Below are 23369 nucleotides of genomic sequence, written 5' to 3'. Positions count from 1 at the left end.
GAATGGATTAGATGATCGTGCCGCCGCCGGAGGTCTGGAGGAAAGAAATCAGCTCAGGAGCGAAGAAAACGATAACACCGCCGGCGATGAACAGGAAACCCTGTGCCCGCTGGCTGGGGTCATGGTTGGCGATAGACAGACCCAACTGCACAACGCCGAACAAGACGGCCACCACGCCAACGACTTTGACTACGCCGCCGATAAAGTCAATGAGGTTATCAAACATAGTGTCCACTTCCGGGATACCGGTGTTGGAGGTCAACAGCATAGTACCGGGGAGCCCGATCGCCGCTGTTGTGGTTGTGGGGGATGCCGTCAAGACCGGCTGAAGCTCGCTGGCGGAAGCCGTCATTCCAACAGAAATTGTCAAGACGAGGGCAACCATGGCGACCTGCATGAGCTTCATGGCTTTCTTCACGGTTTTCTTCATAGTGTTCTTTGTGTTTTTCATTGTGTGTGCACTCCTTTGAAAATAAATTAAGGGCGGCTTTTCGCCGCCCTTATTGCTGGTAGTACGGGGTTTCATCGTCCCCCACCCATGTAAACTTTATGGGAGGTAGGACAGGTAGTTGAGCAATTTCTTCCTTGGTTAGTCCATGGACCAGCTCTATCATCGAATTGATGTGCGTCAGTTCATCGTGACGGTACGGCTGTCCATGGCCGTATGTGGTGTATTTGATGTTGGGATGAAGGTTAAGGTCATACTTATGGTCATATAGCGGTGGTTCACCTCGAATCAGAAGGATGGAATAATTGTTATCCATCTGCCGTATCTCATCCGGGGTCATCAATTCCCGCCCAAGTTGCTGCTCATTTTTAGAAAAGCTGCCATTTCGACCCTTAGATTGGCCGAAGGTATTGGTGCGTATCGTCTGCTTTCCCAGGAGTTTTGAGAGATATTCGTGTGTCCCACTCTCATTACCACCAAGATACAAAAGAGAATCGCAGTTATTGATGACGCTTTGCCACTGCTTTTCATATATGGCCTTCAGCTGGCTTTGATCCTGCAAGATGATGCTTGCGGAGATCAGATATTTTCGGAACGTAGCCAAACGCTTGTCAAAGTCTTTTGGTAAAGTGATATTTGCAAACTCATCCATGAGAAAGTGCATGGGCACTTTCAGCTGGCCATGGGCGTTGCCATAAGCGTAGAGCAGCTCAAACATCTGGCCGTAGAGCAGGGAGACGAAAAAGTTTAAGGAAGTATCCGCTACCGGGGTAACGGCAAAGATCACCGTCTTGGTCTCTGCCGCAGTGAACAGGCCCAGCTCATCCTGCGTGGTGGTGGAGAGCCGCTCAATGCTGGTCAGGTTAAACTTAGATAGCCGGGATAACAGGGTGATCTGGATACTTTGAAGTGTTTTTGCCGCACCAGAGTGGTATGACCGGTAATGCTTGAGAGCGATATGTTCCTGTTGTACCTGTTCCAGGTCGTTAAACAGCCTGTCCACTGGACTTATTGCTCTTTTATCATCCCCCTCAATGGCCATGTTCCGCACTAGAAACTGTATCATGGGAAAATTCTGTTCTTCGGGGCCAGCAAAGTAGAACAAGTAATATGCCAGGGCCGACAGAAGCTCTTTTGCGGTATCGTCCCAGATTTGTTCGCCTCGCTGTGCTCCCTCTTGGGTGGTCGCTTTCCAGAAGTTTTCAACCATCCGATCCACATCGTCATCGTTTCTCAGGTAGACGAAAGGGTTGTATCGGCTCGAAGTATCGGGGTCCACCAGGTTCAGTACCCGGATGCGGTACCCTTTCTTATCACGCAGAAATCTTCCCGTTGCTCGGAGGATCTCTCCGCTGGGGTCCAAAACGACATAGGAGATTTCCCCTTGCAGGAGGTTGGGGATAACATAGCCTCTGGTTTTACCAGAGCCGCTGCCACCGATCACCACCACATTGTTGTTGCGCTGGTGTCGATGCAGGGCCTGCTCAGAGTTACCCATGGCGACTGCTCTGGAAAGAATCTGGTTCTGAAATGGATGTTTCCTGTCCCGGTATTTACGGTCAATAGCATGGGGACTTCCCCATTGTGCGGAGCCGTATTCCTCGCCACGACGATAGCCCTTACTGGATGTCACCACCACCACGGCAAATATGGCATAGATGCCAAGGCAGACGAGCACAGAGGTAAAAGTATCGGGGACGAATTTGAGGGAAAATGGGTGCTTTATTCCATAAGAGAGGGCAGAGATAAGACCGCGAAGCCCCTCACGAGCGCCGGGGGCGGCAATTATACCGATCCAAGCCGCAATTAAGGCACCAAGGCCCCCCATGATGAGTATAGTTGTCCGGTCTTGGCCTTTTTTCATGGCTCCATATCCTCGTCACGGGAGTCCTGTTGTACAGAGTAAAGACCACCTAGCTCTTTCTCCATCTTGCTGCATATCCTAGTGCTGACGGATAAAGTGGAGGCCAGAATCTCTTTAATTTTCCCTGGGGTATCCACAGTGGGAGGAAATGCTTCCTGCGGAGGCGCTTCCATCTCTAACCCAAAGTGACGGGACAGGAGATAGGCGCTGGTGTAGGCTATGAAGTTGGCTTCCGGTGTTCTGTCATAGTCTTTTGCCTTAGACAACTGGTAATGGCCATATTCAATGAGTAGTGAGGTCCGCATGGCAGCCATGCTTTGCCCGTCTCTCACCCAGACCGTATTGATCCGAGGAATGTAGCAGGCATCCACGCCGTCCGGCAACAGGTCGCTGTAATCAGTGGCAAAGTCCATTATGCTCATAATACATGATACAACTTTCAGGTCCGACAACCCTATCTGCACAGGGCGAAACTGGGCGGTGGTCTGCTCCACATCCCACACCTTTGTGGGGTTGAAAAAAGTAGTCTTTTTCCCATCCTTTTCACCTGTTGATGGGATGAAGATGTCGATACCCCGGCTTCCCTTTTTGATACGCACACCTTTTCTTGACCATTCATCAAAGGTCAGAAGCCTCCTGGCTTCCGGCCTCTGAGCATAGACCAGAGCTGCATTGACAATCCCTTTCCCGTGCGAATCATCCGCTGCCGAAAGGTTCAGATGTTCTACGACTGTCAGAAAACTCTGAAACTCCTTCTCGTTTCCCCAAACCTTGACAAAAACACTGGTGCTGATTTCCGAAAGGCTCTCCCGCAGCTTTTTCATCCGGTCTGCAAAGCTGACCTTTTGGGGAGCATAGCCATACTTTGAAGCATTCTTTTCAGCTTCGCTGATAAACTCACCGAGGCTGTTCTGTGCTGTGAAGTTCCAGTTCATGTTACACCCCCCTATTCATCCCATTCAGATATTCTTGTGCTCTACGCAGCTTTTCGTCCGGGGAAAGGGATTCTTCTGTCATTTCCGCACGGTAGGCAAGGATTTTCGCACGGATGGACGGACGATCAGAATTTCCTGTTTTTCCCGTAATTCCTTTTTCCTGTTCCTTGTTCCCTAAGCTCCCGGATTTTGTCACGGACGCAGATTCTGGGGAGGTCCGTTCCGGGGTCGTAGGGTTTATGACTTCCTCCTTTTCCTGTGATTGCTCTGTGGACTTCTGTGCCTGTTCCTTGGGAGCCTTGTCATTGGATTTCAGGCGCGCTAAAAATAGCTCGTTCTTTTGCTTTTTGATTTCCTCTGGTGTTAAGGGCCTGGAAGGGGCGGCCTGCTCTTTTTCCTGTTCTGCCGCCTTGGCCGCTGCCTCCGCCTCCTTCATAACATCATTATCTTTTACAGAATTAAGGTTGTTCAGCTCAAAGATGTTCTGGACGGTAAACGCATCGCCACGGGCTATAAAGATAGTGAGTACCCGTTCGCCAGGTTGGTGGGTCTGGTCCAGACTTACGGCAGCGTATTTCAGTCCAGCTGCCTTTGCCGCTGCTGAAAAAGTCCCGTAGTCTTTTTCCATGATATTGACCTGTGCCAGGCCTTCACCACGTCGAAGCATTTCTTCGATCTTAACCTGACCCGGTGTGCCCTGTCCCTCGTTTTCCAGGCTATTGAGGTATCGCCACATAACTTCGTTTTTTTCGCGGCTATTCTGGCTTATTCTTTGAGCGCCGTTGATGATCGCTTCCGCAATACGGAACGTATAGGTAATTCCGCTCAAGGTGACACGAAACAGTTCTTCCGTTGCCATAGATGCTTCATTCATAATGACCTTCCCCTTTCTTCCATAATTTCTCTGGCCGCCTCCTCCTTTTCACAGTCTACCTGTGCCCGGACGTTGGTACTTCGTTCTAAAATGTCACGGCAGAGGAATTTTTCCCGGATGAAAGGTTTGGCGGCTTTTTCCAAAGCGTTGATTTGTGCCTCGATTACCTCCTTATCTTCGGGGGCAGCTTTTGAGAGTGCCCGTTTTAGGTACCACTTCTCTTTGTTGATGGAATGGGCCTGACTGTCCAAATTCTCCATGTATTCCTTCAGCTGGTCTTCTGTCTCGATGTGGTTGCGGGCCAGGATCACCGCCTGTTGAGAATACCGGTTGAGCTGCCGCAGGGCCAGGCGCAAGTCTGGGCTGGGGTATTTTGGATAGCGTTCCCGCTGGACACTCCGCAGTACAAATCGGTATTGAATGTAGGTCTGCCATAGGTTGCGCCTGTAATACCGTCTTGCGAAGTATGTATGAAAACGATAAGCGCATTGTTGATAATCTCGATCTGACTGCCATGCTCCATAGTAAACAGTGTTTACGTCATCCCTTCCCAGACGGGCCTGGGAGGAATATTTGGATGGCGGTGGAATCGCCGCGTGGAGCCGTTCATTGATACGGGCTTCGATGTCTTCTTCGGTGTAGCCCTTGGCAAATTTATAGAGACGGAAAAATTTGCGGCCCTCTGGTGCTATGGCCGGGTACTTCCCGTCTCGTTTCACTCGATACCCCATATCTTGGAGATATTCATAGAAGTCATCCAGCGATTTCGCAAATTCGATGGCACGATCGATGTCGGAGTATATGATATTGTGAATGGTGGGGTGGGCGGGGTTGTCCCCATGGTGCTGTTCTGGGTAGGAATGGTAGCGTCCTTTCTTTGGTTCGGTCACCACGGAGAGCTGATACTTTTTGCAGAGCTGGTCAGACAGCTTGCGGATGCGGTCGTAATACTCCGTGTTCGGTTCGTGGTACTTGTGACCATCCACACAGGAGACTGAGTTGATTACCAGGTGGTTATGGATGTGGGACTTGTCCACATGGGTCGTGACCACAACCTCGAAGTCTTTCCCAAAAAGCTCCTGAGCCAACTCCACACCAATCTGATGCGCTTGTTCCGGCGTCACCTCCCCAGGGGCGAAGGACTGTTCCATGTGATATGCTTGACGGCCATCTCTTTTTCCAAACCGCTCCTTCGTCGCAATCATGTCTTGGGTAATTTGTTTTGGGGTGTCCTTCAGCACATTGATCGTGCTGACCAACCGCCCGTCCTCTGTTTTATCCGGGTTCATAATGTAGCGGACTACATAGTCGAGCCGTTTTTTGATCGGCCATATTTTAGTGGTCGCCATCTCGCTCCGGGTCCAGCACCTCCTTTTCAATCTGCCGAATCTTCCGGCGAACCAGTGCGGCCAGAGCATGATACTCGTCCTCATCAATGAGGCCGGTGTTATTTGCAACGTAGGCAAGCTGGTTCAGGTTGTTACCAATTTGTTTTAGCTCACGCATCATGTGGTAGAAGTCCATGGAGGGAGCTTCCTTCGGATGGTAGCCATTGATGATTTGGCGTACATACGAGTACATGGATAAATTGCAATCACGAGCTTTCCGTTCAAGACGCTCGTATTCATGGTCCGTTAACCGGACATTGAACAACCGTTTTGATTGCATTTAACCATCTCCTTATTTGATAGTCACGCTCACTTTTTTATCCACGCTTTGCGTGAACACTATGGGGTATTAGGGGTCTCCCCTAACCGGCTGCGTTTGTAAGCAGAATTGGAAACACTTTGAAAGCAGAATGCTTTACAAAGTGCTTTACAATCTGCTTTACAAATGCGATGCTGGCTCCACACTCGCACTACGTGCGGGTGTGTTGGGAGGAAAGGCCTCCGGCGATAGAAAAAACCGCCTTTCGGCTCAGGGCTGCGGATCAAAAACTTGATCCTCCGGCTCCCGCTCCGCCGCCTGGCTGGTATTTACCAACGTGGTCTGTTCGTACTCTTTGTACTTGCCGGCCAGAAACTTTCGCACGTCTGCGGAGACCTTTTTCTGATAGAGCTTCGCTAGATATTGCTCCAATTCTTCCTCCAGCGACACTCCTTTTTCCTCCAAGGCAAGCGCCAGCGCCTCTAATTTGTACTCGGGAAAGCTGAGGGAAACGGAGATTTTCTTCTCTTTTTTAGGCACAAAAATCATTCCTTTCATGGTGGTTTATAGTTCTAAATCGTCGTCAATTTCTTCCTGGCCCCGCTCATCTTGTAGAGGAAAAAGTTCCTCCGACCGTGCTTTCTCCTGCTCAGGGGCAGGGGAGTCGCGTTCGGTTTCCCTCGGTCGGTGGTAGTTTTTTACAAATACTGTGCGCGATTCTGGCGAGGAAACGGTAGGAGGCGTGTCCGTTTTTACCTCATATTTTGCTTTCGTCCGTTCCTCAAACGCCGCTGCCTGGTTCACCCTGGAGTACGTCTTAATACAGTTATCTGTCACCAGGCGGACCGTTTCATAGGTGTAGGTGCCGTAGTAGATTTTGTAGTCGTGCAGCAAGTCCTTTATCTGCTGATCGATTTTCCGGCTCTGTTCCAGATCGTGGATACGGCCCGCCTGCTCAAAACTCTTTCCTCGTTGGATAAAGACAGAGAAATTGTCATACGCGGCAAACCGCCTGTAGACCTGGTCGGTATATCGCTTCATTTCCTCCGGTGATCCCGTCAAGTAAATGGCATTGAGCATAAGCGGGGAGTCTGTGACGATAAAATCCACCTGGCCTTTAAGTCTTTCCAACCGATGGGCCTGGACCTCCAACAGTTGCTTCTGGTGGTCTAATGTACCGTCCAGCAGGTCAAAATTCTTGTCCCACACCAGCTCTTTTGCATATTCCGGCACATACTCTGTGATGTACCCACGCTTTTTGAGTTCGCTGGCGACCTGCCAGGCGCAGGTGGTCTTACCAGCGCCGGGACCGGCAAACATATTGACTACAATGGTCTTCATTTACTCTCTATCCTCCTTTTATCGTTGCGTTTCCATGTCTCTTTCGCGTTCACGCAAACGGGCAGGACGCAGCGCCGCAGCGATTTCTTCCAGCTCGTCGAGATGGTCTTCCACGAAGATTTTCTTGCTTGCCGGTATGGATTCATCGTTCAGAACCGCCCTGGCTTGCTTTCGGTCACCGCATTCTCCTACACGGATTCGGACTGCCGGGTCATTGTGCGAGAGCAGCTTCTCCTGCTGGGAATGTGGGAGAAGTGGGATAATCTTTTTCAGAAATTCTGGGTCACCCCACGCCCTTTCGACGATTATTTTCTGTGAGGGGATGTCGTATCGCTTCACTATGTTGTAGAGGACAGTTTGGTCAGGTTCGAACGAAGCAAGGTAGCGCAGCACCTCTGGCGTGGCATAATTCGCAACATATTCCCGCACAAAACTCGACTGGTCCCGGCAGAGAAGCCTTTGTACATCGGCATTTCCGACCATGGCCACTGCTGCCCGAACCATGAAATCAGGGTCTGTTACCAACACTTTCCATTCTGCTGGACCCCCGTGTTCAGCTGCCAGAAGGCGTTTCCGTGGGTCACTGCTGGTCATCCAGGCTTCCCGGAGAGCAGAGTAAAAATCCTCCTCTGCCTCCGGTCCGCCGGCCCAATCGGGAACATTGTCCGGCCACACCCACTGGCCATCTACAAAGAAAGGCTCGATAAAGAAATCTGTAGAAGTACTTTCATAGGATGTGTTGTTGTCCATGATTCCTCCTGATTACAGCTCGATCTCCTCCTCTTTGGCAAGCTCCGGTTCAAAACCTTCTAACTTTTCAAGCAGCAGCCCAGCTTTGGAGATCATTTCTTCCGTTCCTCCGTAAGTCTGAATCTCTTTCAGAACGCTGGCATAGTCCTCAGTGTCACCTTTCTCAATAAGGTCAACCGACAGGTTTATTTCATCTTCCCTGTCATATCCCATCATACCCTGTGGGTCGTACTCGCGGACCAGGTCAAACATTTGCGCTGCGAATTCCTCCAGACTTAACTCCTGCTCTTGTGCCAGAAGCAGTTCTAACTCGCCTTTTTCCTCAATGTAGTCGGAAATTTTATTGGCCGATTTAATTGCCTGGAAAAGCACGGTGGGATCTTTTTTGATGTCTTCCGCCCACCCTTGGATATAGGCCCGGTTATTCGCAGACACCGATTCAGGCACGGGTGCTCCTGTTTCAGACAAGATAAAAGCTCCGGCCATCTCTGCCCGGAGCTCCTCGATAGCGTATTCTTTTTTATCAGCATCTGCTTCGAGCCCTCTGTTTAGCCTCTTTTCTATTCCAGTGGAGTGTGCGCACTCATGGAACAGAGTGTCGTAATAAGCGATCTCGCTGACAAAAGACTCTTTTGGCGGCATGATGATGCTATCACTGCCTGGGGAATAAGCAGCATGGTCTCCTTCCAGCAGAGGGATATTTTCAGCGGCAAGATAATTCTCCGCGAAATTTTTAAGCAAGTCATTCTGAAACGGCTGGCTTACAGTAGCTTGTACAGGCAACTCCGGGATACCGGCGATCTGGCTCCCGTTAAAAACTATGTAGACGCTGCTGCACATCTTAAAGTCGGCCTCTCGCTCCGGTTTTGCCTCGATTTCCCTCTGTGCTTCCGCCCAGGGAATCTTCTTTTTCTCTGCTGTATCAAAGAGGTACCAGTATTCAACCCTGGCTCCATGACTTCCTTTTTTGATCTGCCACCCTTTTTCCGATGCCTGTTTGTAAGTGACCCAGCGGGGATCGGGATAGTTATTGACCAGGGCGGTGGCCCATAATATGACTGCGTTCATACCATGGTAACGGGTGCCGGTAATCGGATTCTTGTGAGCACCGAAGGAAGGTATTTTGTTCACCCATGGCTGATTCCAGGGGAGAGTGTCTTGCTCCAAGCACTTCACGAACATATCAGCAAGGGCTTCTCTGGCCTTATTGATCTTCCCCGCCATACACGGTCACCTCCTCCGGCTCCTCGTCAAACGGCGGCTGGTCATCGGTGAGCACGATTCCGTTTTCCTCAATAAAATCTTGGAAAAGGGGCTTGTTTCCAGAGTTAGGTTTTGGGTCTGTACGATTTTTCATTGATACAACCTCCTTGCATTTTGGCGATGGAAAATGGTCTTCGTCTGAAATTAAAGCTCTTGGTAACCTTCGTCTTTTTCCAGCAGTGCGGGGTCTGGCAGCTGCGCCAGAAGCTGGTCAGCCTGAGAGGCGAGCTCCTGGTTTTCCCCATTGGAAATGTCAACCAGCAGGTAAATAAAGTCCATTGTATCTCCCTCCCGGAGACACTTGGTTGTTAGGCTGATCTGCTCATCCCTGTCACTCCCCTGAGTTAGTTCAGGCATCGCCTTTGCGGCAAGGTCATAGATTTGTGCGGCCAGTTCCTCCACCGGCAGGGGAGTATCTCGTTCTTTTACCACCAGGTAAGGAGAGTCCACACCACTTTCGGGGTCTTGCTTGGCCAGCACTACCGGAATGTTATGGTCCATCAGTTTCTTCAGCACTGACTGCCAGTTGAGTTTACTCCCAGTGGTTTCTGTCTGGCCCAAACCGGGAACATCTGCATTGAGGACTTTGGTTCCTAGAGCTAGTGCTGCTGCGCGGGCATCCTCTCCGTAGAACATCACATAGTCCCCTGTGAGGATACCCGCTACTTTACCAGGATGGCCATCTTTAAGTTCCTGATATGCCGCAGCGTTCAACGGAATGGCGGCTATCTGTTCAGCAGCTTTTTCCCTGGCTTGCTCCCGGAAACGGGAGGTGAACATTTGGACCAAGCCGGGATGGGTCTTCTCGATGACGTATTGCCGCTCAACATCAGGCCCTCCCTCAGCAGTAGGGGCTTCCTGTGCCCAGGTCTTGGTTTCCCTGCCAAACCTTCCGTCCCAGAGGTGCGCCCGGACCGTTACAGCCAGCACATACAGGGGGCGGTCATAGCCGTATATATCCGCAACCTCCTTGACGGCCTCCTCTGTATTGAGCCGGTTATCCTGGTAATTATCGGAAATAGCCTGCTCAATGGCGTTCCGGCACTTTATATTTAGCTCATGGGATGTATGGTAGAGAGACTCTTGCCCAGTGGCATAAGTATGGAGATAGACCGGCGTTTCCCTATACGATTGGAGGATGGTGTTGGCCCGTTCTTCTGTGACCTCCCTGATCGTATTGGAGATGTCAGAGTCCAGCTTGAGATAGTCTTTGAGAATATCTTGCAGAGGGCTTCTTCTTGTAAGAAGCGCATTTACTTGGGCCTGATCCAACTCAAAATCGGCATCTGCGAACGCAATCATAATGTCCTCTCTGACTGCGTACTCATAGGCGTGATCCAAAATGGTCTCTGGACTCTGGTGCAGCAGCCACTCTCGATAATTCTCTTGCTCCTGGGCCATGTTGTCAAAAAGGGTTTGCATCGTGTTCATTACCTTGTTCCTTCCTCCTTATAGTTCAAGGTTGTCTTCCCTGTCCGGTTCAGGGGAGGCCACACTGTTTCACTGATTTCTCGTGCTTCTGGACTTCAGGTAATTGGTGTGAGGGGCAAAGTCATCGTGCTATTTCTTCATCATGTTGGAGGACGGGCAGAGTAGAGATCTTCTCAATCAGAGCAGCTGCCTTATCCTGCTGTTCTGGCCCTCCTTCTTTTCTGATTTCTTGCAGTAAGCTCGTGAAGTCTTTTGTGTCACCCTTTTTCAGCCGGTCAGTGACCAATGAAATCTGATGGTCTCGAAAGTCCTCAAAAAACGCCTTGGTATCGGGGTTATACTCACAGGCCAAATCGAAGATTTCCGTTGCCAATTCCTCTGGATCAATGGTCTCCATATTTGACTGCCACTGATCCATGCTGAGCAGGGTATTCAGCTGGTTAAGTCTGGCAGATTTCTCCTGGTATTCCTGTTCATGGGCAAAAGGTTTTTGAAGTTCAATTTTCAGATTTTCAACCTGGTGCCGCAAGTCCTCCAGGATTCGCTCTTCTTCGTCCAACCGACGGGGTAGCGAACGCAACCCGTTTTCAATCCGTGTTACGTTACCCAAACCATCCGTTCCAAGCTCCATGGTGAAGGGCATCGACCGTTTCAGTGTGAGAAAGAACACTTTGTTTAATTCATCAAAACCGGCCATCATAGTAAAACTACGATATTCTCCGATTGGAAGAGGCTTGCCAGAATAAACCTTAGTTAAGGCATCCTGAATTGCTTTACCTGCCAATGAACGGGTTCTAAATGTTTGGCCATTTACAACCATACCGCTGAAACTATCCTCTGGTACAGGATGTTCATTTAGGTAGGTTATATCAGCTTTTAACGCCTGAATTCTTAACTCTGTGTCATTGATCCGGGCAGGCAGTTCCCTCCCTAATTGATCTTGCATAGAGAATTGCCGGCTTTGATACTCTGATCGAAGCATCTTCAGCCTGGTAACTTCCACATCTAGTTCCATTCGTTCTTTAATCCGAGGATCACCAGCACAAAGTGCCTTGACCTCAGCATAAGAAAGGGCAGTAGCATCAGCGTCCTCACAAGACCGAACCGGGGTTTTGCTAGTCATAATCTGACCAATAAATTTCTGCTTATTTTCGATAGTCTGCCAGAGGTAGGCATCGAAAGTCCCCTCGGTTACATATCGATAGATGTGGACTTTGGCATTCTGATTTCCCTGCCGGGCAATACGGCCCTTCCGCTGTTCTAAGTCGCCGGGCCTCCAGGGACAATCCAGGTCATGCAGAGCAATTAAACGGTCCTGAACATTGGTTCCGGCCCCCATCTTTGCAGTTGAACCCATGAGTATCCGTACTTGGCCTAAACGCACCTTGGCAAAAAGTTCTTTCTTTTGAGCGTCGGTCTTTGCTTCGTGAATAAAAGCAATCTGGTCTAGAGGGACACCCTGGGCCACTAATTTCTGCCGAATATCGTCGTAAACAGTAAAAGCCTTCGGTTCTCCCTTCTTCTCTTTTCTTTCCTGGGGGGTTGAACTATCACAGAAAATAAGCTGAGTCAGTTTGCCATCCTGACCCTCGCTCCAGATTCGCAGAACATTCTCCACACACTGATTGACCTTAGTCCCCAGCTCGTCAGGCAGCAACGGATTTATAAGCCTCTGGTCCAAACCCAACTTGCGGCCATCAGAAGTGATTTTCAGCATATTGTCCTGAGATGGGTCCACACTGTGGTTATGAACCGCAGAAGCACGTTGGGATAACGCCTGAACCATCTCCTTCTGGCGCTCAGTAGGTTTGGCAACCACCGTATGGTACTCTACTTCTGGTTTAGGAAGATGAAGTTGGTCTTCTGTCTTAATATCTGCCACTTCCCGAAAAATCGTCATCAGCTCTGGCAGATTATAAAATTTTGCAAATCGGGTTCTGGCCCGGTAGCCAGTACCTTCCGGTGCAAGCTCCATGGCAGTTACGGTTTCCCCAAACCGGCTGGCCCAACTGTCAAATTGACCCATACCAAGCTCTTGAAGGCGGTTATATTGAAGATACCGCTGCATGGTGTAAAGCTCAGTCATACTGTTGGAGACCGGGGTGCCGGTAGCGAAAATTACTCCACGATTTCCTGTAATCTCGTCAAGGTAGCGGCATTTCGCAAACATGTCACTAGACTTCTGAGCTTCACTCGTAGAAAGACCTGCCACATTCCGCATCTTTGTGTAGAGGAACAAGTTTTTATAGTTGTGAGCCTCATCCACAAAGAGGCGGTCAATCCCCAGTTCTTCAAAAGTGACCACATCATCCTTTCTTTCTGTATTGTTCAACTTTTGTAGCCTAGTTTCTAACCCGCGCTTTACTTTTTCAAGCTGCTTGACAGTAAAATGGCCTCCTTTTTGCGTTTTTGCTTCCTCGATACCCGCAGTAATATCCTCGATCTGACTCCTCAGCATACGTTCCTGTCTTTCAGGACTTATGGGGATTAACTCAGCTTGGGAATGTCCCATAATAATAGCGTCATAGTCCCCAGTAGCGATCCGGCTACAAAACCTCTTTCGATTCTTGGTTTCGAAATCCTTTTTCGTTGTCACCAGGATGTTTGCAGACGGATAGAGACGAAGAAATTCGGAACCCCACTGCTCTAATAAATGGTTGGGAACGACAAACAAAGACTTTTGGCAAAGGCCGAGGCGTTTGCTCTCCATAGCAGCAGCTACCATTTCGTAAGTCTTCCCTGCACCCACTTCGTGAGCCAGCAGAGTGTTACCGCCGTAGATAATGTGAGCAATGGCGTTTTTTTGATGCTCCCGAAGTGTAATTTCCGGGTTCATGCCGGGGAAGATCAGCTTGCTGCCGTCATACTCCCGTACTCGAAAACAATTCATCTCCTCGTTGTACTTCTGTACCAGTGTCCTGCGCCGTTCTGGGTCCCTCCATATCCAGTTTTGGAAATCCGTGCGGATAGCGTGTTGCTTTTCAGCTGCCAGCATGGTCGCTTTGGCGTTTAAAACACGCCGTTTATGTCCGTCCGGGTCTTCTATGGTGTCATATACCTGCACATCACGAAGATTCAGACTTTCCTCTAAGATACGGTAGGCACTCACCCGGCTCGTGCCATAGGTGACGTGCGCCCTCACATTGTGGGTTGGTATTCTGCTTGCGCTGGTGACCTCCCACTCCCCGGTGTATGGGAAATATTGCACTTTGATAGTATCCCGCATATACGTTGGCGGCTGGAAGGTCTCTAGCATAAACTCCTGATAGTATTCTGGCGCTATCCAGGTAGCCCCCAGGCGAACTTCAATCTCAGAGGCATCCAGGTCTTTAGGCTGTGCAGCTTCCAGGTATCGGACATTGATGGCAAACGTAGGGTCTTCTTCCGCTGCGGCCCGCGCTTCCCGAAGTTTCTGGCGGACATTGCCAGAGAGGTATTCATCTGCTGGGACATAGACCGGCTGATCGGTAAACGGAACCCGGAAAATTGTCCCCTCTAGCTCCTGCACCAACTGCGCTTCTGTCTTTCCAGACAGAGCTTCCATATACGCCAGGTCTACCTCAGCTTTCTCAGCTATGGAAACGGCCAGAGCCTCACTGGAAGTGTCCACAGAGGTAACTGGATTGTGGGGGCGGATTGTACGTTTATCAAAGATGTCTGCCTTGCGTTCCAGATTGCCGTCTTCGTCCAAGACTTCTAGTGCACAGAGCAGAGGATAGGAGGAATCCTCAGAGAATACCAATCGGTTTCCCCGGCTGCTGAGCAGTCCGTATTGGGCTGTGTACGCATCATAGAGAAGATTGAGTTGGGCCTGCTGGCTGCGAATAGCCTCATCCATAACCAAGGGGTTCAACTGCATCTCTATAAGCTTTCGCACGCAGTCCCGTATTTCAATCATGCGGCGGATTCTCTCCTCTGCCGTGGCGTTCACTTCGACTGGAGACATCCGCGTATTCTCCCTGAAATATACAGCCCCATTTACCAGGGTATAGGAATAGTTCCGCGCTGCGGGATCGGCAGGGAGACTGCGGTTAAGGTCATCCCCTTCGGCAAGCTCAGAGGACTCAGCCTCTACAAAATGTCCCTCGATATGCCGCACCGCTTCGTGGAGTTGAAGACCAAGGTCAGCATCGGGGATCGGAGCCACCGTGTATTCCTGACGGCCATATGGGGTGCTTTCGCTGGTGGGAATGCCCATCACCATCTCAGGATGATCGATAAAATACTGATTGATAGCGAAACCATCTTCAGTCAGACCGGTCTGCGTCCAATCCGGGTCGAGCTCCACGGCCTGTTCCCGCCGTTGCAGGAAGATAATGTCCGACACCACTTCTGTTCCAGCGGTGGCCTTAAATACGTTGTTGGGGAGCCGGATGGCCCCCAGCAGTTCGGCCCGTTGGGCCAGATACCGGCGCACAGTGGAACTCTTGGCATCCATGGTATACCGGCTAGTAATGAACGCAACTACACCCCCAGGGCGTACTTGGTCAAGCGCTTTGGCAAAGAAATAGTTGTGAATGGAAAAACCCAGCCCGTTATAGGCTGGGTCATTGACCTGATACTGACCGAAAGGCACGTTCCCAACGGCAAGGTCGTAAAAGTTCGGACGATTGGTGGTTTCAAATCCCGCTACTGTGATCTCCGCCCTGGGATAGAGCTGCTGGGCAATGCGCCCACTAATAGAATCCAGCTCCACACCGTACAGACGACTTCCTGCCATACTCTCCGGAAGCACCCCGAAGAAGTTGCCGACACCCATGGCCGGTTCCAGAATATTGCCAGTGTGGAACCCCATGTTTTCCACAGCCTCATAAATAGCCCGGATTACGGTAGGGCTGGTGTAGTGGGCGTTGAGGGTGGAGGCCCTGGCAGCGGCGTATTCCTCCTCCGTTAGTAAACCTTTTAGTTCCTCATACTCGGTATGCCAGTTTGCCTTGGTACTGTCAAAAGCGTCTGCAAGGCCACCCCAGCCAACATACTTTGAAAGAATTTGCTGTTGTTCCGGGATTGCCTGGAAACTATTTTCTTCCAGGTATTTGAGTAGCCGGATGGCGGATATGTTGGCCTGGTACTTCTCTTTTGGTCCGCCCTCTCCCAGGTGGTCATCCGTGATACGGAAGTTGACCGCCTTCCGGCGAAGTTCGTCCTTATATTCCTGGAGAGCAGCTTCCTGAGCTGTGGGAAGATCCGGGAATGTCTGCCATTCTCCATTGACGGGAATTGACACTGTGCCGTTGGTCTTCTCTTGCTCCGGCGGGTCTAGCCGTAGGGTTTGTATCTCAATGTCATAGGGAAGATAGGTCTGTTCCGCAGGATAGAAAGCCTGCTGCTCTGTGGTAAGCACGGGAGCTGGTGCGGGTCCCTCATCAGTAGCTTCCTGCTCCACATTTTTTCTTTCGGGATGGAGAACATTCTGAACCTGTTCTCGCAGGCCAGGTGTGTCCTGCAGCTGCGCCTTGTCAATCTGCTCATAGGCTTCTTCCCAGTCATTAAAGGTGAGGGGATACCCAATGCCATCAGTAAAGACTGGTTTTCCTCCCTGGTTTTGGGAAAAAGTGAAACCGGCAGTCTCCCATGCTTGAACGATGAGTTTTTGCCTCTCGGAGAGCGTATCAAATATTGCTTGCCTTTGGGCGGCCTGCTGGGACTCCCATGCCTCCACCTCCGTCTTCAGGTCGTGCGTTGTAGGAGCAAGCTCCCTGGTTAGAAACTCCGGGACTTCCTCAAAACTGGCGCTGTCACAGTAATAGGCAGTGACGGTCTCCCCGCGTTCCAACACCACAACATCCGAAACTGACAGGGAATGTCCTATAAAGTCCGCTGGCCGGTCAATGTTAAACCTGGTATAGATACCCTCTAAAGTTTCGTTTTCTTCCAGAGGGGCAGAATACTTCTGTTCATAGTTGTCTGGGTCAATGGTCCGCCCGTTGCGCCGCAGCTGTTCCAGTGAGGCAAAAAGGTAGTTTATGGTATCAGGGCCATCTTTGAGCTGATAAATGTGGAAGGTATCCTCTTTTGGGGTCTCTTGTTCAACGCTCTGCGTAAATGCAGTCATACGGAAGACTTGGCGTTCCGAAGCGCCCTCCGGTACAGCGGAGATAACCACGCTGTGCTCTGTACGGAGGATTTCGGTATAGCGCTCAAGGCTGTGTGCCGGGAAACCGCACATGGGGACCCGCCCCACATCGGGAATGTTGCGGGTGGTCAGAGTAAGCTCAGCTAAGGCTGCCGCAGTCCTGGCATCTTCTCCGAACAGCTCAAAGAAATCCCCTACCTGATAGAGTACCAGACTATCAGAGTTTTGTTCTTTCAGTGCATTGTAGTCGGCAGTAAAATCGGAACCAGTTCCGGTTTCCTGGGTTTCCTGCGGTTCCGCTGAGAGAACCTGATAGGTCTCCTCCAATATTTCATGGTGCAGGTCATTGTGGAACTTGGCCATGTCGTAATAAAGCCGTAAGAGCTGAGTGTCGTTGATCTCCAAGACAACTCTCTGAATGGCCGCTCCGCCTTCCACCATGGCGTTTTCCCGGTCAGAGTTCCGGCAGGCATTTTGATAGGGTACATCGGCCATTACCCGTTCCATGACGGCAGGTTTATATTGATCGTACAGTTCCCGCACGGTGGGGGAGCGCCCTGCTCCTGTCTGTTCCGCCTCAATGGTTTTTAGTTCATCATCGGAAACGGCAACAAGTTCATCGAATTCCAGGCCGGTCAACTCGTTATGGATGAGTTCGTCCAGGCTCTCATACTGCCTACGCTCCATAAGCTGTTCGCCCAGGTAACGCTCTATGCGGTAATGGACCAGATCGACATTTACCTGGATGGGGATTTCCTCATCAGTAACGGTGGTGTAGGCTATGCCCACTTTCTCCAAATCGCTGAAATCTGCTGGGCTGTTATATTCCTTCTGACAGAATTGGTCAATTAAGCCCTTTGCCTGCTCCAAGAGGGATTGATTTGGGGTAAGGTCTGGGGTCAGATAACGCCCCTGTTCTATGAGCACCGTAATACGGGCGGCGACCTTGGTCCAGGATAAAATTTCTGTGGGACAGCCTTCCTTTTGCAGCTGCAATCCCTTTGGGTCGTAGTTTTCCCAACTGGTGTTGGAACCAGAGATAGCGTGGGACCTGCCGCCCACACCGTATTCCTCTTTAAGAAAATCTGCTTTCTCTTTTGCGCCGTGATGCTCCTGAAAATAGGCGTAGATTCGCCTTTTTCCATCGGACATCCCGCTCCCGGATGCCAGCACTGCATCTATCTCGTCCTCAGTAATAAACTGGCCGGCAGAGGGGAGACCGTCAATGGTTGTAGTGTAAGTCTCCCTAGGAAGTGCCAATTCCCGCAGTTCCTTTTCCAGCACCTCTACCTTGTGATAGTGGAAGCGCAGCAGTTGATCCGGCGTATCCCGGTACGCTGCCAGGAAAGACTGATATTCTTGGGTAATGGATGCCCGGCTTTTTGGGTCTGCCAGAAGCTCGCTAATCTTCTGTTCGCTGTCAGGATGGTGGAGACCGATTAGGTCGGATATACTGGCGAGGTAGCCCGCACTTCGTGCTTCCTCGGTGAAATCTCCGCAAAGGTAGTCAAGGCGCAGGGCTACACCATCTCTTTCATGGCCCAACGCAGCATCCAGTTCCGATTGCGGGGCGAACGTCCCTGCATGAAGCATGGCCTCAACCCGTTCGGCGGCTGTTTCCCAGGGTACCAGCTGGGCGCTTGGAATATACCTGGCCTGTCTGCCTCTTGCCAAACGGATGCCGTCATCGGTGTACCACACCGCAAAAGATCCGGCTTCCGTAGTAAATCCATTCCCACCCTGGTAGATCGCCCGGAGTTCCTGTGCCGTGTCGGCAAGGTCCTTCTGCTTCGAAAAGAGCGCGACTACGGTCTCTCTAGTCCGCACTGTGTTGCCTCCCATGCGGAGAACCAGGTCGATTTCATTCTGTGTAAAAGAAGAAGCAGAGGGTGCTGTACTAGCACTCTCTGCTTCCTGAATAATCTGTATTTGCTCTTGTTCAGAGGGGAACAGGCTAAACTGTTCCATCCCCTCATGTTGCGTTAGCAGTAGATCAGTTCGTTGAAGACTATTTCCTCCGCCTGGGCTTTGCAGTTGTTCACCAGGCCCACCCACTTCATCATGTTCTCTGTTTTCAGCTTCTCTGTTGCCCCGGCTTCCTTCATTAACTTGGGCATCAAGTCCTCCAATCTCGCTTGGGCTGCGTCTTGGATTTCCAGCAGGTGTTCGTGCAGCTTGAGGCTCATCGCCAGTTCGCTGTACAGAATCGGCCGGTGCTCCTTCAGGTAGGTCAGCCTCATTCTGCCGTACCTGTTCAAGGGCCGGTCCGGCTGCTCGTCCAATTCCAGATTCGGGACCAGATAATCCCCTTCCTGTCGATATGTTAGGTCGATTGCCATGTTCTGCGCTCCTTTCTTCTCGTTCCTGTTGTAGTATGGTGCTAGCGACCTGCCGCAGGATCTGCTGGTCTGATTCACTGACTGCTTTTCCCAATGCGTGGATGGCTCGGGGCGTGGAGAATTCTAGCACCAACTCTGCGTCTTCCCTTTTTATGTGGTCGATAGGGTCTATTCCGCAGCGGGTAAGCAGCGCATAGGTAGAGCTTGCTTTGGCGGCCCTTACAAACGCTACTCGAAGATTATCTTCATCATACCCCTCTAACCGGGAGCCGTCAACTCCCCTGATAATATCTTCTTTGGTTTTTTCCCAGTAGTCCTCGGCCAATCTCTCTGCGGCTCCACCGAGCTGTTCTGCAAGGTCTCCAGACCCGATTTCATATTCCCTGGAAAGCATAAATCTGATCCTATCAGTGTGCCGATCTTCCAGTGTCCATATCCAAGGGCTTCGGGATCTCTGGAGAACTTCAGTGTCCGAAACATCAAAAACATAGTGGAGGTGGGCTTTTCCCTCGGTGTTGTCCACCAGAGCGATACCGGTACTTCCACGCCGGATATATCTTCCCATCCGTTTGTTCCATAACTCATAGCTGGCGCAAGCCGTGGCATCCGGCCTCTGGGAATAGATCATCACCTGCTCGTCAAAGGGATACTTATACAGCCTGGCGGCGGCTGTGAGGAAATCCGCCCAATCTGGCCAGCTTCCACACATATCTGTAAGAGCCTCTTTATACAACCGTGTTACTTTTTCGACTTTGGTTTCCACTATGCCACCTCCCAGATTTCTACAATGTTGTGTATTCGCTCCACCTGCCGCAATGGGGACAGGGTATTGTTCCATTGGTACCTTGCTCTTTCGTTACAAGACCAGGCGTAAGCTCATACCGGCTGCACTCATTTGGTTCGAGGCCACACTGATACTCAATATACCCCCACGCTTCCCGGCCAATTTCTTCGCAGTAGGTAGGACCATCAAAATTGACTACACTTTCTGTTCCATCCTGCCGAGGGAATGTGCCTGGGCCAAGGGGCCTTTGTGTGCTGTAATACCTCATGGATTAGTTCCTCCTCTCTGGAACATTAACTTCGTCCAAGTTATTCTTCAAATTATTATAATCCAAGGTATAATACTGAATTTCTGTTCAGAAAAGGGATGCTGGAAATCGTGTCTTCTAGGCATAAGAAAAACGCCTACTTTTCAGCAGGCGTTTCCATAATGAAAAAGGGGAGCTTCTTATCTTTGAATCATCTCCAAGAAAGTGGCTGCATTGACAATCTGCGGGTCGGATGGAAAATGTTTCAGATTACCTGTGACAAGAACGGCCCCGCAATGCTTTGCGACTTCGTAAAACTTCTTATCGGCTTCATCAATGAACGCATCCTCCAATGGCTCAGGCACAACCGAAAGCCCATAATCTCCAAACCAACCCAAGAGAGCATCTATCTCGCGTTCTGAGAAGCCAAACTTTGGCCGGGACAACACGGCTCGATACTCACTCATTATGCGGCTGTCCACACAGGGGATTACTTTCCCATTGAGCACCAAGCTCAACACTTTAGCAGGAGTTCCGTTCCTGGACCACAGTGCCGACACCAAGATGTTCGTATCTATCACTGCAAGCATAAGCCTTATTCCTCCTGCCGGGCCGCTGCGATTTCAGCCTCGATTTCTTCATCACTCATATAGCCTTTTTCCGCAGCCTTCCCACGCATGGAATTAAAGGCCATCATAGCTTTTGCTTGGCGGACCGCCTTCAGGGTTTCCTCCAAGTCCCCGTCACCAATGTCGAACAATAGGGCCGAGGGCTTCCCATTGTTGGTGATGACAACTTCCCCGTCTTGTTCCAGCTTCTCCCATATTGCCTTTTGCGTTGTTCTCAAATCCCTTACAGAGTAAAAATTCATATACTCACACTCCTATATCACAATCCGTTACAGTAGTTTACCCATGATTATTGTATCAAATCATGGCACGATTGTCAACGAATTGTGATACAACCAAATATTTTTCCCCAGTTCATTCTCTCCCGTTTGGCCTCTTGTGTTTCTGAGGAGCAGCGCCGTTCTGTGTTTGGGCTTGATAATACGCCTTTTTGATTGCGCCTTCGATTTCAGCCCTGGCTTGTGCTGAAATGGGTGTGAAAGCGAAAGTTCGAGGTCTGCCATCTTTATCGTTCTTGGCTACGAAAGGAAACCGGATTTTTACTTTCCCATTCGTCTCTGCTACCATAATCCCATTGACAACATAACCGCCCTCAATGTAAATTGTTGCCGCCGCCTTATAATAGCCATTCCCCGTGTGGAGGGGGTTAATCTCTACACCGGTTACTTCCATTTTCTATGCCTCCTTGGTCAGATTTTGGTGTTGTAGTCCTTGAGCCGGATTTGCAGGGTGATTTTCTCGCGTCCTACGTTCGCATACTCCAATCGGGCTTCTAGGATACCAGGTGAACCGTGAAGTTCTAACCAGCGCAAGCTCTTTGCAGTCCCAAGTTCTTTTAGTCCTTCCTTAACAACAACAGGAATGTCATCGCTGGCGGCTCCTATTTTCGCCAGGAATGTGAGGACTTTCATACTCTTTGCCATATGCCATACTCTCTTTCCGGACAACCGTGCCGCAAATTGCTCCTGCCTATACTACCTGTTCTTAACTCAATTTCTTTTTACAAAAAGCCCAATAGGGCAAATATCCCGGTATTCTGGATTGGAGATGTACCAGCAGCCTGGCCCCTCCACATCCCAGGTGATTTCCAATGTGATGTCATGCCAGCAACCATCCGGGAAAAAAGCCTTAAACGTCTCCCCGCAGTGGATGCTTTCCCCACCACACAACAGACGGGGATGAGGGTCATCATCCTTTGCATCGGGGAGTGTAATCTGGGCTATTTTCTCACGATTCCAGCCCTGCACTTTCTTTCTGGATGTTTTCTTTTCCGACCTACCAGAAAAACCGGAACCAGTTCCGATTTTCTCCGGTTCCTTTTCCTCAGCAGCACGTTCCACGGCAACTTGCTTGGCATCTCCAAAAGACAAGCTGCCAGAGGAAACAGCTTCCTTCTCCTCTTGGGTAAGCTGCTCGGCCATGGTGCGGTAGGTCCGTACCTGCCGGTCAGAGACGTTCAGCAGCTCGGCTACCCCCTTCTGGATGGGGCCGGTAAACTCGCCGGTGGATTTCATCTCCCGCAGGAGGGCATTATATTCTTCGTAAAGCTCCAGTTTTCTGGCTGGGGTGTAGTCCCTGGCACCATTTGCCATATGAAGCATCAACTGCGCTTTGTTCGGGGTAACACCCTGAAATACTTGGCAAGGAATTTTCTCCCAGTGGAGATAGGTGGTGATAGCTTTATAGCGCCTCTCCCCAGAAAATAGTCGATACCGGTTTCCCTCCTTGATAACACCCAGAGGGGTCAGAAGCCCAGCAACCTCAATCTGTTCGGCCAATTCCCGTATTGTTTCATCCGTATCATCCGCAGCATAGGAGTTCTTTTCGGCAAAGTCGATGGTGTTCGCATCCACCAGCTCACTCCAGCCTATCCCGGAGTTCTGCTCCAATGTGTTCTGCAACGTGTTCAACCCATCAGCGATGGTTCCAAAATTCAGCTTTTTCATTTCGCAATCCTCCCCATGATTTCTTCCACCAATGCTTGGTAGTCCTGATTACCGTTACTGCTTTTCGCATACACGTTGATAGGCTGGTGGGCATTGATAGCCCGGCTCAGGGTGATGTTCTTCCGAATGGGTGTGCGGAAAAACGGCACCACGGTCTGACTCAAGAGGGCATCCGTGTACGCCCGTTTGGTAGCGTTGTTTTCCTGCATGACGATAAGCCCTCCCATAATCTGGAGCCGGGGATTTAGAGTCCGGCGCACTTGCAGCAGATTCTCTGCTTTAATCCGCAGGCTGTGCAGAGCAAATTCATCAGGAATCATGGGAACAATCAGGTAGTCAACATAGCTTTGGATGACCTCCAATAGCCGGTAGCTCTGGGGAGGGCAGTCAATCAGGATAGTGTCGTACTGGCCCTCTATGGCAGCAAGAGTATTCTTCAGCAGGTTGGTGTACGGCTCATGGGACAAGTGCATGAGGGTCAACTGGTCTTCTGCCTTTTTTAGTGCCGCCGAGGCCCGCAGTACATCCACTCCATACTCGGTAACGCTGATGGCCACCTTGGGGGAAGTCCCTTCAAAAAGAACATGGTAAAGGGATTGGGCATTGGGTTGGTAAAGGCCATAGTAGGTGGTTGCATAGCTCTGGTAATCAGCGTCCACTAGCAGCACTCGCTGGCCGTGTTCGGCCAGGATCGCCGCAATGTTGACCGTAGTAGTGGTCTTCCCACAGCCGCCTTTTTCGTTGGTGATTGCGATTTTCGTTGCCATTGTTTTTTCCTCCTGGTTTTCATTCCTG

21 protein-coding genes are annotated in these 23369 nt (G+C 50.5%); all 21 read right to left on the bottom strand.

Annotated features, from left to right (window positions below; translation table 11 throughout):
* Positions 1–7: 7 nt before the first annotated feature.
* Positions 8–451 (bottom strand): hypothetical protein, encoded by a 444-nt coding sequence (locus ODJ80_RS10965; protein ID WP_263042111.1) that lies wholly within the window; start codon positions 449–451, stop codon positions 8–10.
* Between the two features lie 49 nt (positions 452–500).
* Positions 501–2312: a VirD4-like conjugal transfer protein, CD1115 family gene (locus tag ODJ80_RS10960; protein WP_263042110.1), complete on the bottom strand. Its 1812-nt coding sequence runs from the start codon at positions 2310–2312 to the stop codon at positions 501–503.
* Complete coding sequence (locus ODJ80_RS10955) at positions 2309–3247, bottom strand: hypothetical protein (RefSeq protein ID WP_263042109.1); 939 nt, start codon at positions 3245–3247, stop codon at positions 2309–2311. Before ODJ80_RS10955 ends, ODJ80_RS10960 begins: the two co-directional genes overlap by 4 nt.
* A 1-nt stretch (position 3248) precedes the next feature.
* A complete protein-coding gene (locus tag ODJ80_RS10950) occupies positions 3249–4121 on the bottom strand; it encodes a PcfB family protein (RefSeq protein WP_263042108.1) in 873 nt (290 codons plus the stop codon).
* Entirely contained in the window at positions 4118–5410 is a 1293-nt protein-coding gene (locus ODJ80_RS10945) for a relaxase/mobilization nuclease domain-containing protein (RefSeq protein ID WP_442863918.1), read from the bottom strand. Before ODJ80_RS10945 ends, ODJ80_RS10950 begins: the two co-directional genes overlap by 4 nt.
* A gap of 46 nt (positions 5411–5456) precedes the next feature.
* Complete coding sequence (locus ODJ80_RS10940; RefSeq protein ID WP_442863916.1) at positions 5457–5789, bottom strand: plasmid mobilization protein; 333 nt, start codon at positions 5787–5789, stop codon at positions 5457–5459.
* 249 nt (positions 5790–6038) lie between these two features.
* Positions 6039–6308 (bottom strand): DUF6103 family protein, encoded by a 270-nt coding sequence (locus tag ODJ80_RS10935; RefSeq protein WP_263042105.1) that lies wholly within the window; start codon positions 6306–6308, stop codon positions 6039–6041.
* 24 nt (positions 6309–6332) lie between these two features.
* Positions 6333–7109, bottom strand: coding sequence for an ATP-binding protein (locus ODJ80_RS10930; protein ID WP_263042104.1), 777 nt, complete (start codon positions 7107–7109; stop codon positions 6333–6335).
* A gap of 18 nt (positions 7110–7127) precedes the next feature.
* Positions 7128–7859: a hypothetical protein gene (locus ODJ80_RS10925; protein WP_263042103.1), complete on the bottom strand. Its 732-nt coding sequence runs from the start codon at positions 7857–7859 to the stop codon at positions 7128–7130.
* A 12-nt stretch (positions 7860–7871) separates the two neighbouring features.
* Positions 7872–9083 carry an ArdC family protein gene (locus tag ODJ80_RS10920; protein ID WP_263042102.1) on the bottom strand — a complete coding sequence of 404 codons (1212 nt, stop codon included), beginning with the start codon at positions 9081–9083 and terminating at the stop codon, positions 7872–7874.
* Positions 9064–9216: a hypothetical protein gene (locus tag ODJ80_RS10915; RefSeq protein WP_263042101.1), complete on the bottom strand. Its 153-nt coding sequence runs from the start codon at positions 9214–9216 to the stop codon at positions 9064–9066. The genes ODJ80_RS10920 and ODJ80_RS10915 overlap by 20 nt, the downstream gene beginning before the upstream one ends.
* 50 nt (positions 9217–9266) lie before the next feature.
* Positions 9267–10553, bottom strand: a complete 1287-nt coding sequence (locus ODJ80_RS10910) for a DUF3849 domain-containing protein (RefSeq protein WP_263042100.1) — start codon at positions 10551–10553, stop codon at positions 9267–9269.
* Positions 10554–10674: 121 nt separating this feature from the next.
* Positions 10675–18597, bottom strand: coding sequence for a YodL domain-containing protein (locus ODJ80_RS10905; protein ID WP_263042099.1), 7923 nt, complete (start codon positions 18595–18597; stop codon positions 10675–10677).
* A gap of 14 nt (positions 18598–18611) precedes the next feature.
* On the bottom strand, positions 18612–18968 hold the full coding sequence (locus ODJ80_RS10900; protein ID WP_263042098.1) for a TnpV protein: 357 nt from the start codon (positions 18966–18968) through the stop codon (positions 18612–18614).
* A 782-nt stretch (positions 18969–19750) separates the two neighbouring features.
* A complete protein-coding gene (locus ODJ80_RS10895; RefSeq protein ID WP_263042097.1) occupies positions 19751–20020 on the bottom strand; it encodes a hypothetical protein in 270 nt (89 codons plus the stop codon).
* A gap of 179 nt (positions 20021–20199) precedes the next feature.
* Positions 20200–20589 (bottom strand): putative toxin-antitoxin system toxin component, PIN family, encoded by a 390-nt coding sequence (locus tag ODJ80_RS10890; RefSeq protein WP_263042096.1) that lies wholly within the window; start codon positions 20587–20589, stop codon positions 20200–20202.
* A gap of 5 nt (positions 20590–20594) precedes the next feature.
* Positions 20595–20870 (bottom strand): type II toxin-antitoxin system Phd/YefM family antitoxin, encoded by a 276-nt coding sequence (locus ODJ80_RS10885; RefSeq protein WP_263042095.1) that lies wholly within the window; start codon positions 20868–20870, stop codon positions 20595–20597.
* A gap of 112 nt (positions 20871–20982) precedes the next feature.
* On the bottom strand, positions 20983–21300 hold the full coding sequence (locus ODJ80_RS10880) for a SpoVG family protein (RefSeq protein ID WP_263042094.1): 318 nt from the start codon (positions 21298–21300) through the stop codon (positions 20983–20985).
* Between the two features lie 17 nt (positions 21301–21317).
* Positions 21318–21551: a hypothetical protein gene (locus tag ODJ80_RS10875; protein WP_263042093.1), complete on the bottom strand. Its 234-nt coding sequence runs from the start codon at positions 21549–21551 to the stop codon at positions 21318–21320.
* A gap of 66 nt (positions 21552–21617) precedes the next feature.
* Positions 21618–22574: a ParB/RepB/Spo0J family partition protein gene (locus ODJ80_RS10870; protein WP_263042092.1), complete on the bottom strand. Its 957-nt coding sequence runs from the start codon at positions 22572–22574 to the stop codon at positions 21618–21620.
* The gene (locus tag ODJ80_RS10865; protein WP_263042091.1) at positions 22571–23341 is read right to left on the bottom strand and encodes a ParA family protein; all 771 of its coding nucleotides are present in this window, start codon (positions 23339–23341) and stop codon (positions 22571–22573) included. The genes ODJ80_RS10870 and ODJ80_RS10865 overlap by 4 nt, the downstream gene beginning before the upstream one ends.
* Between the last annotated feature and the right edge of the window lie 28 nt (positions 23342–23369).

Source organism: Acutalibacter sp. LFL-21 (assembly GCF_025630755.1).
GTDB lineage: Bacteria > Bacillota > Clostridia > Oscillospirales > Acutalibacteraceae > Acutalibacter > Acutalibacter stercoravium.
Note: the sequence above shows the minus strand (reverse complement) of the source record. Positions and strands in the feature narration are given on the sequence as shown.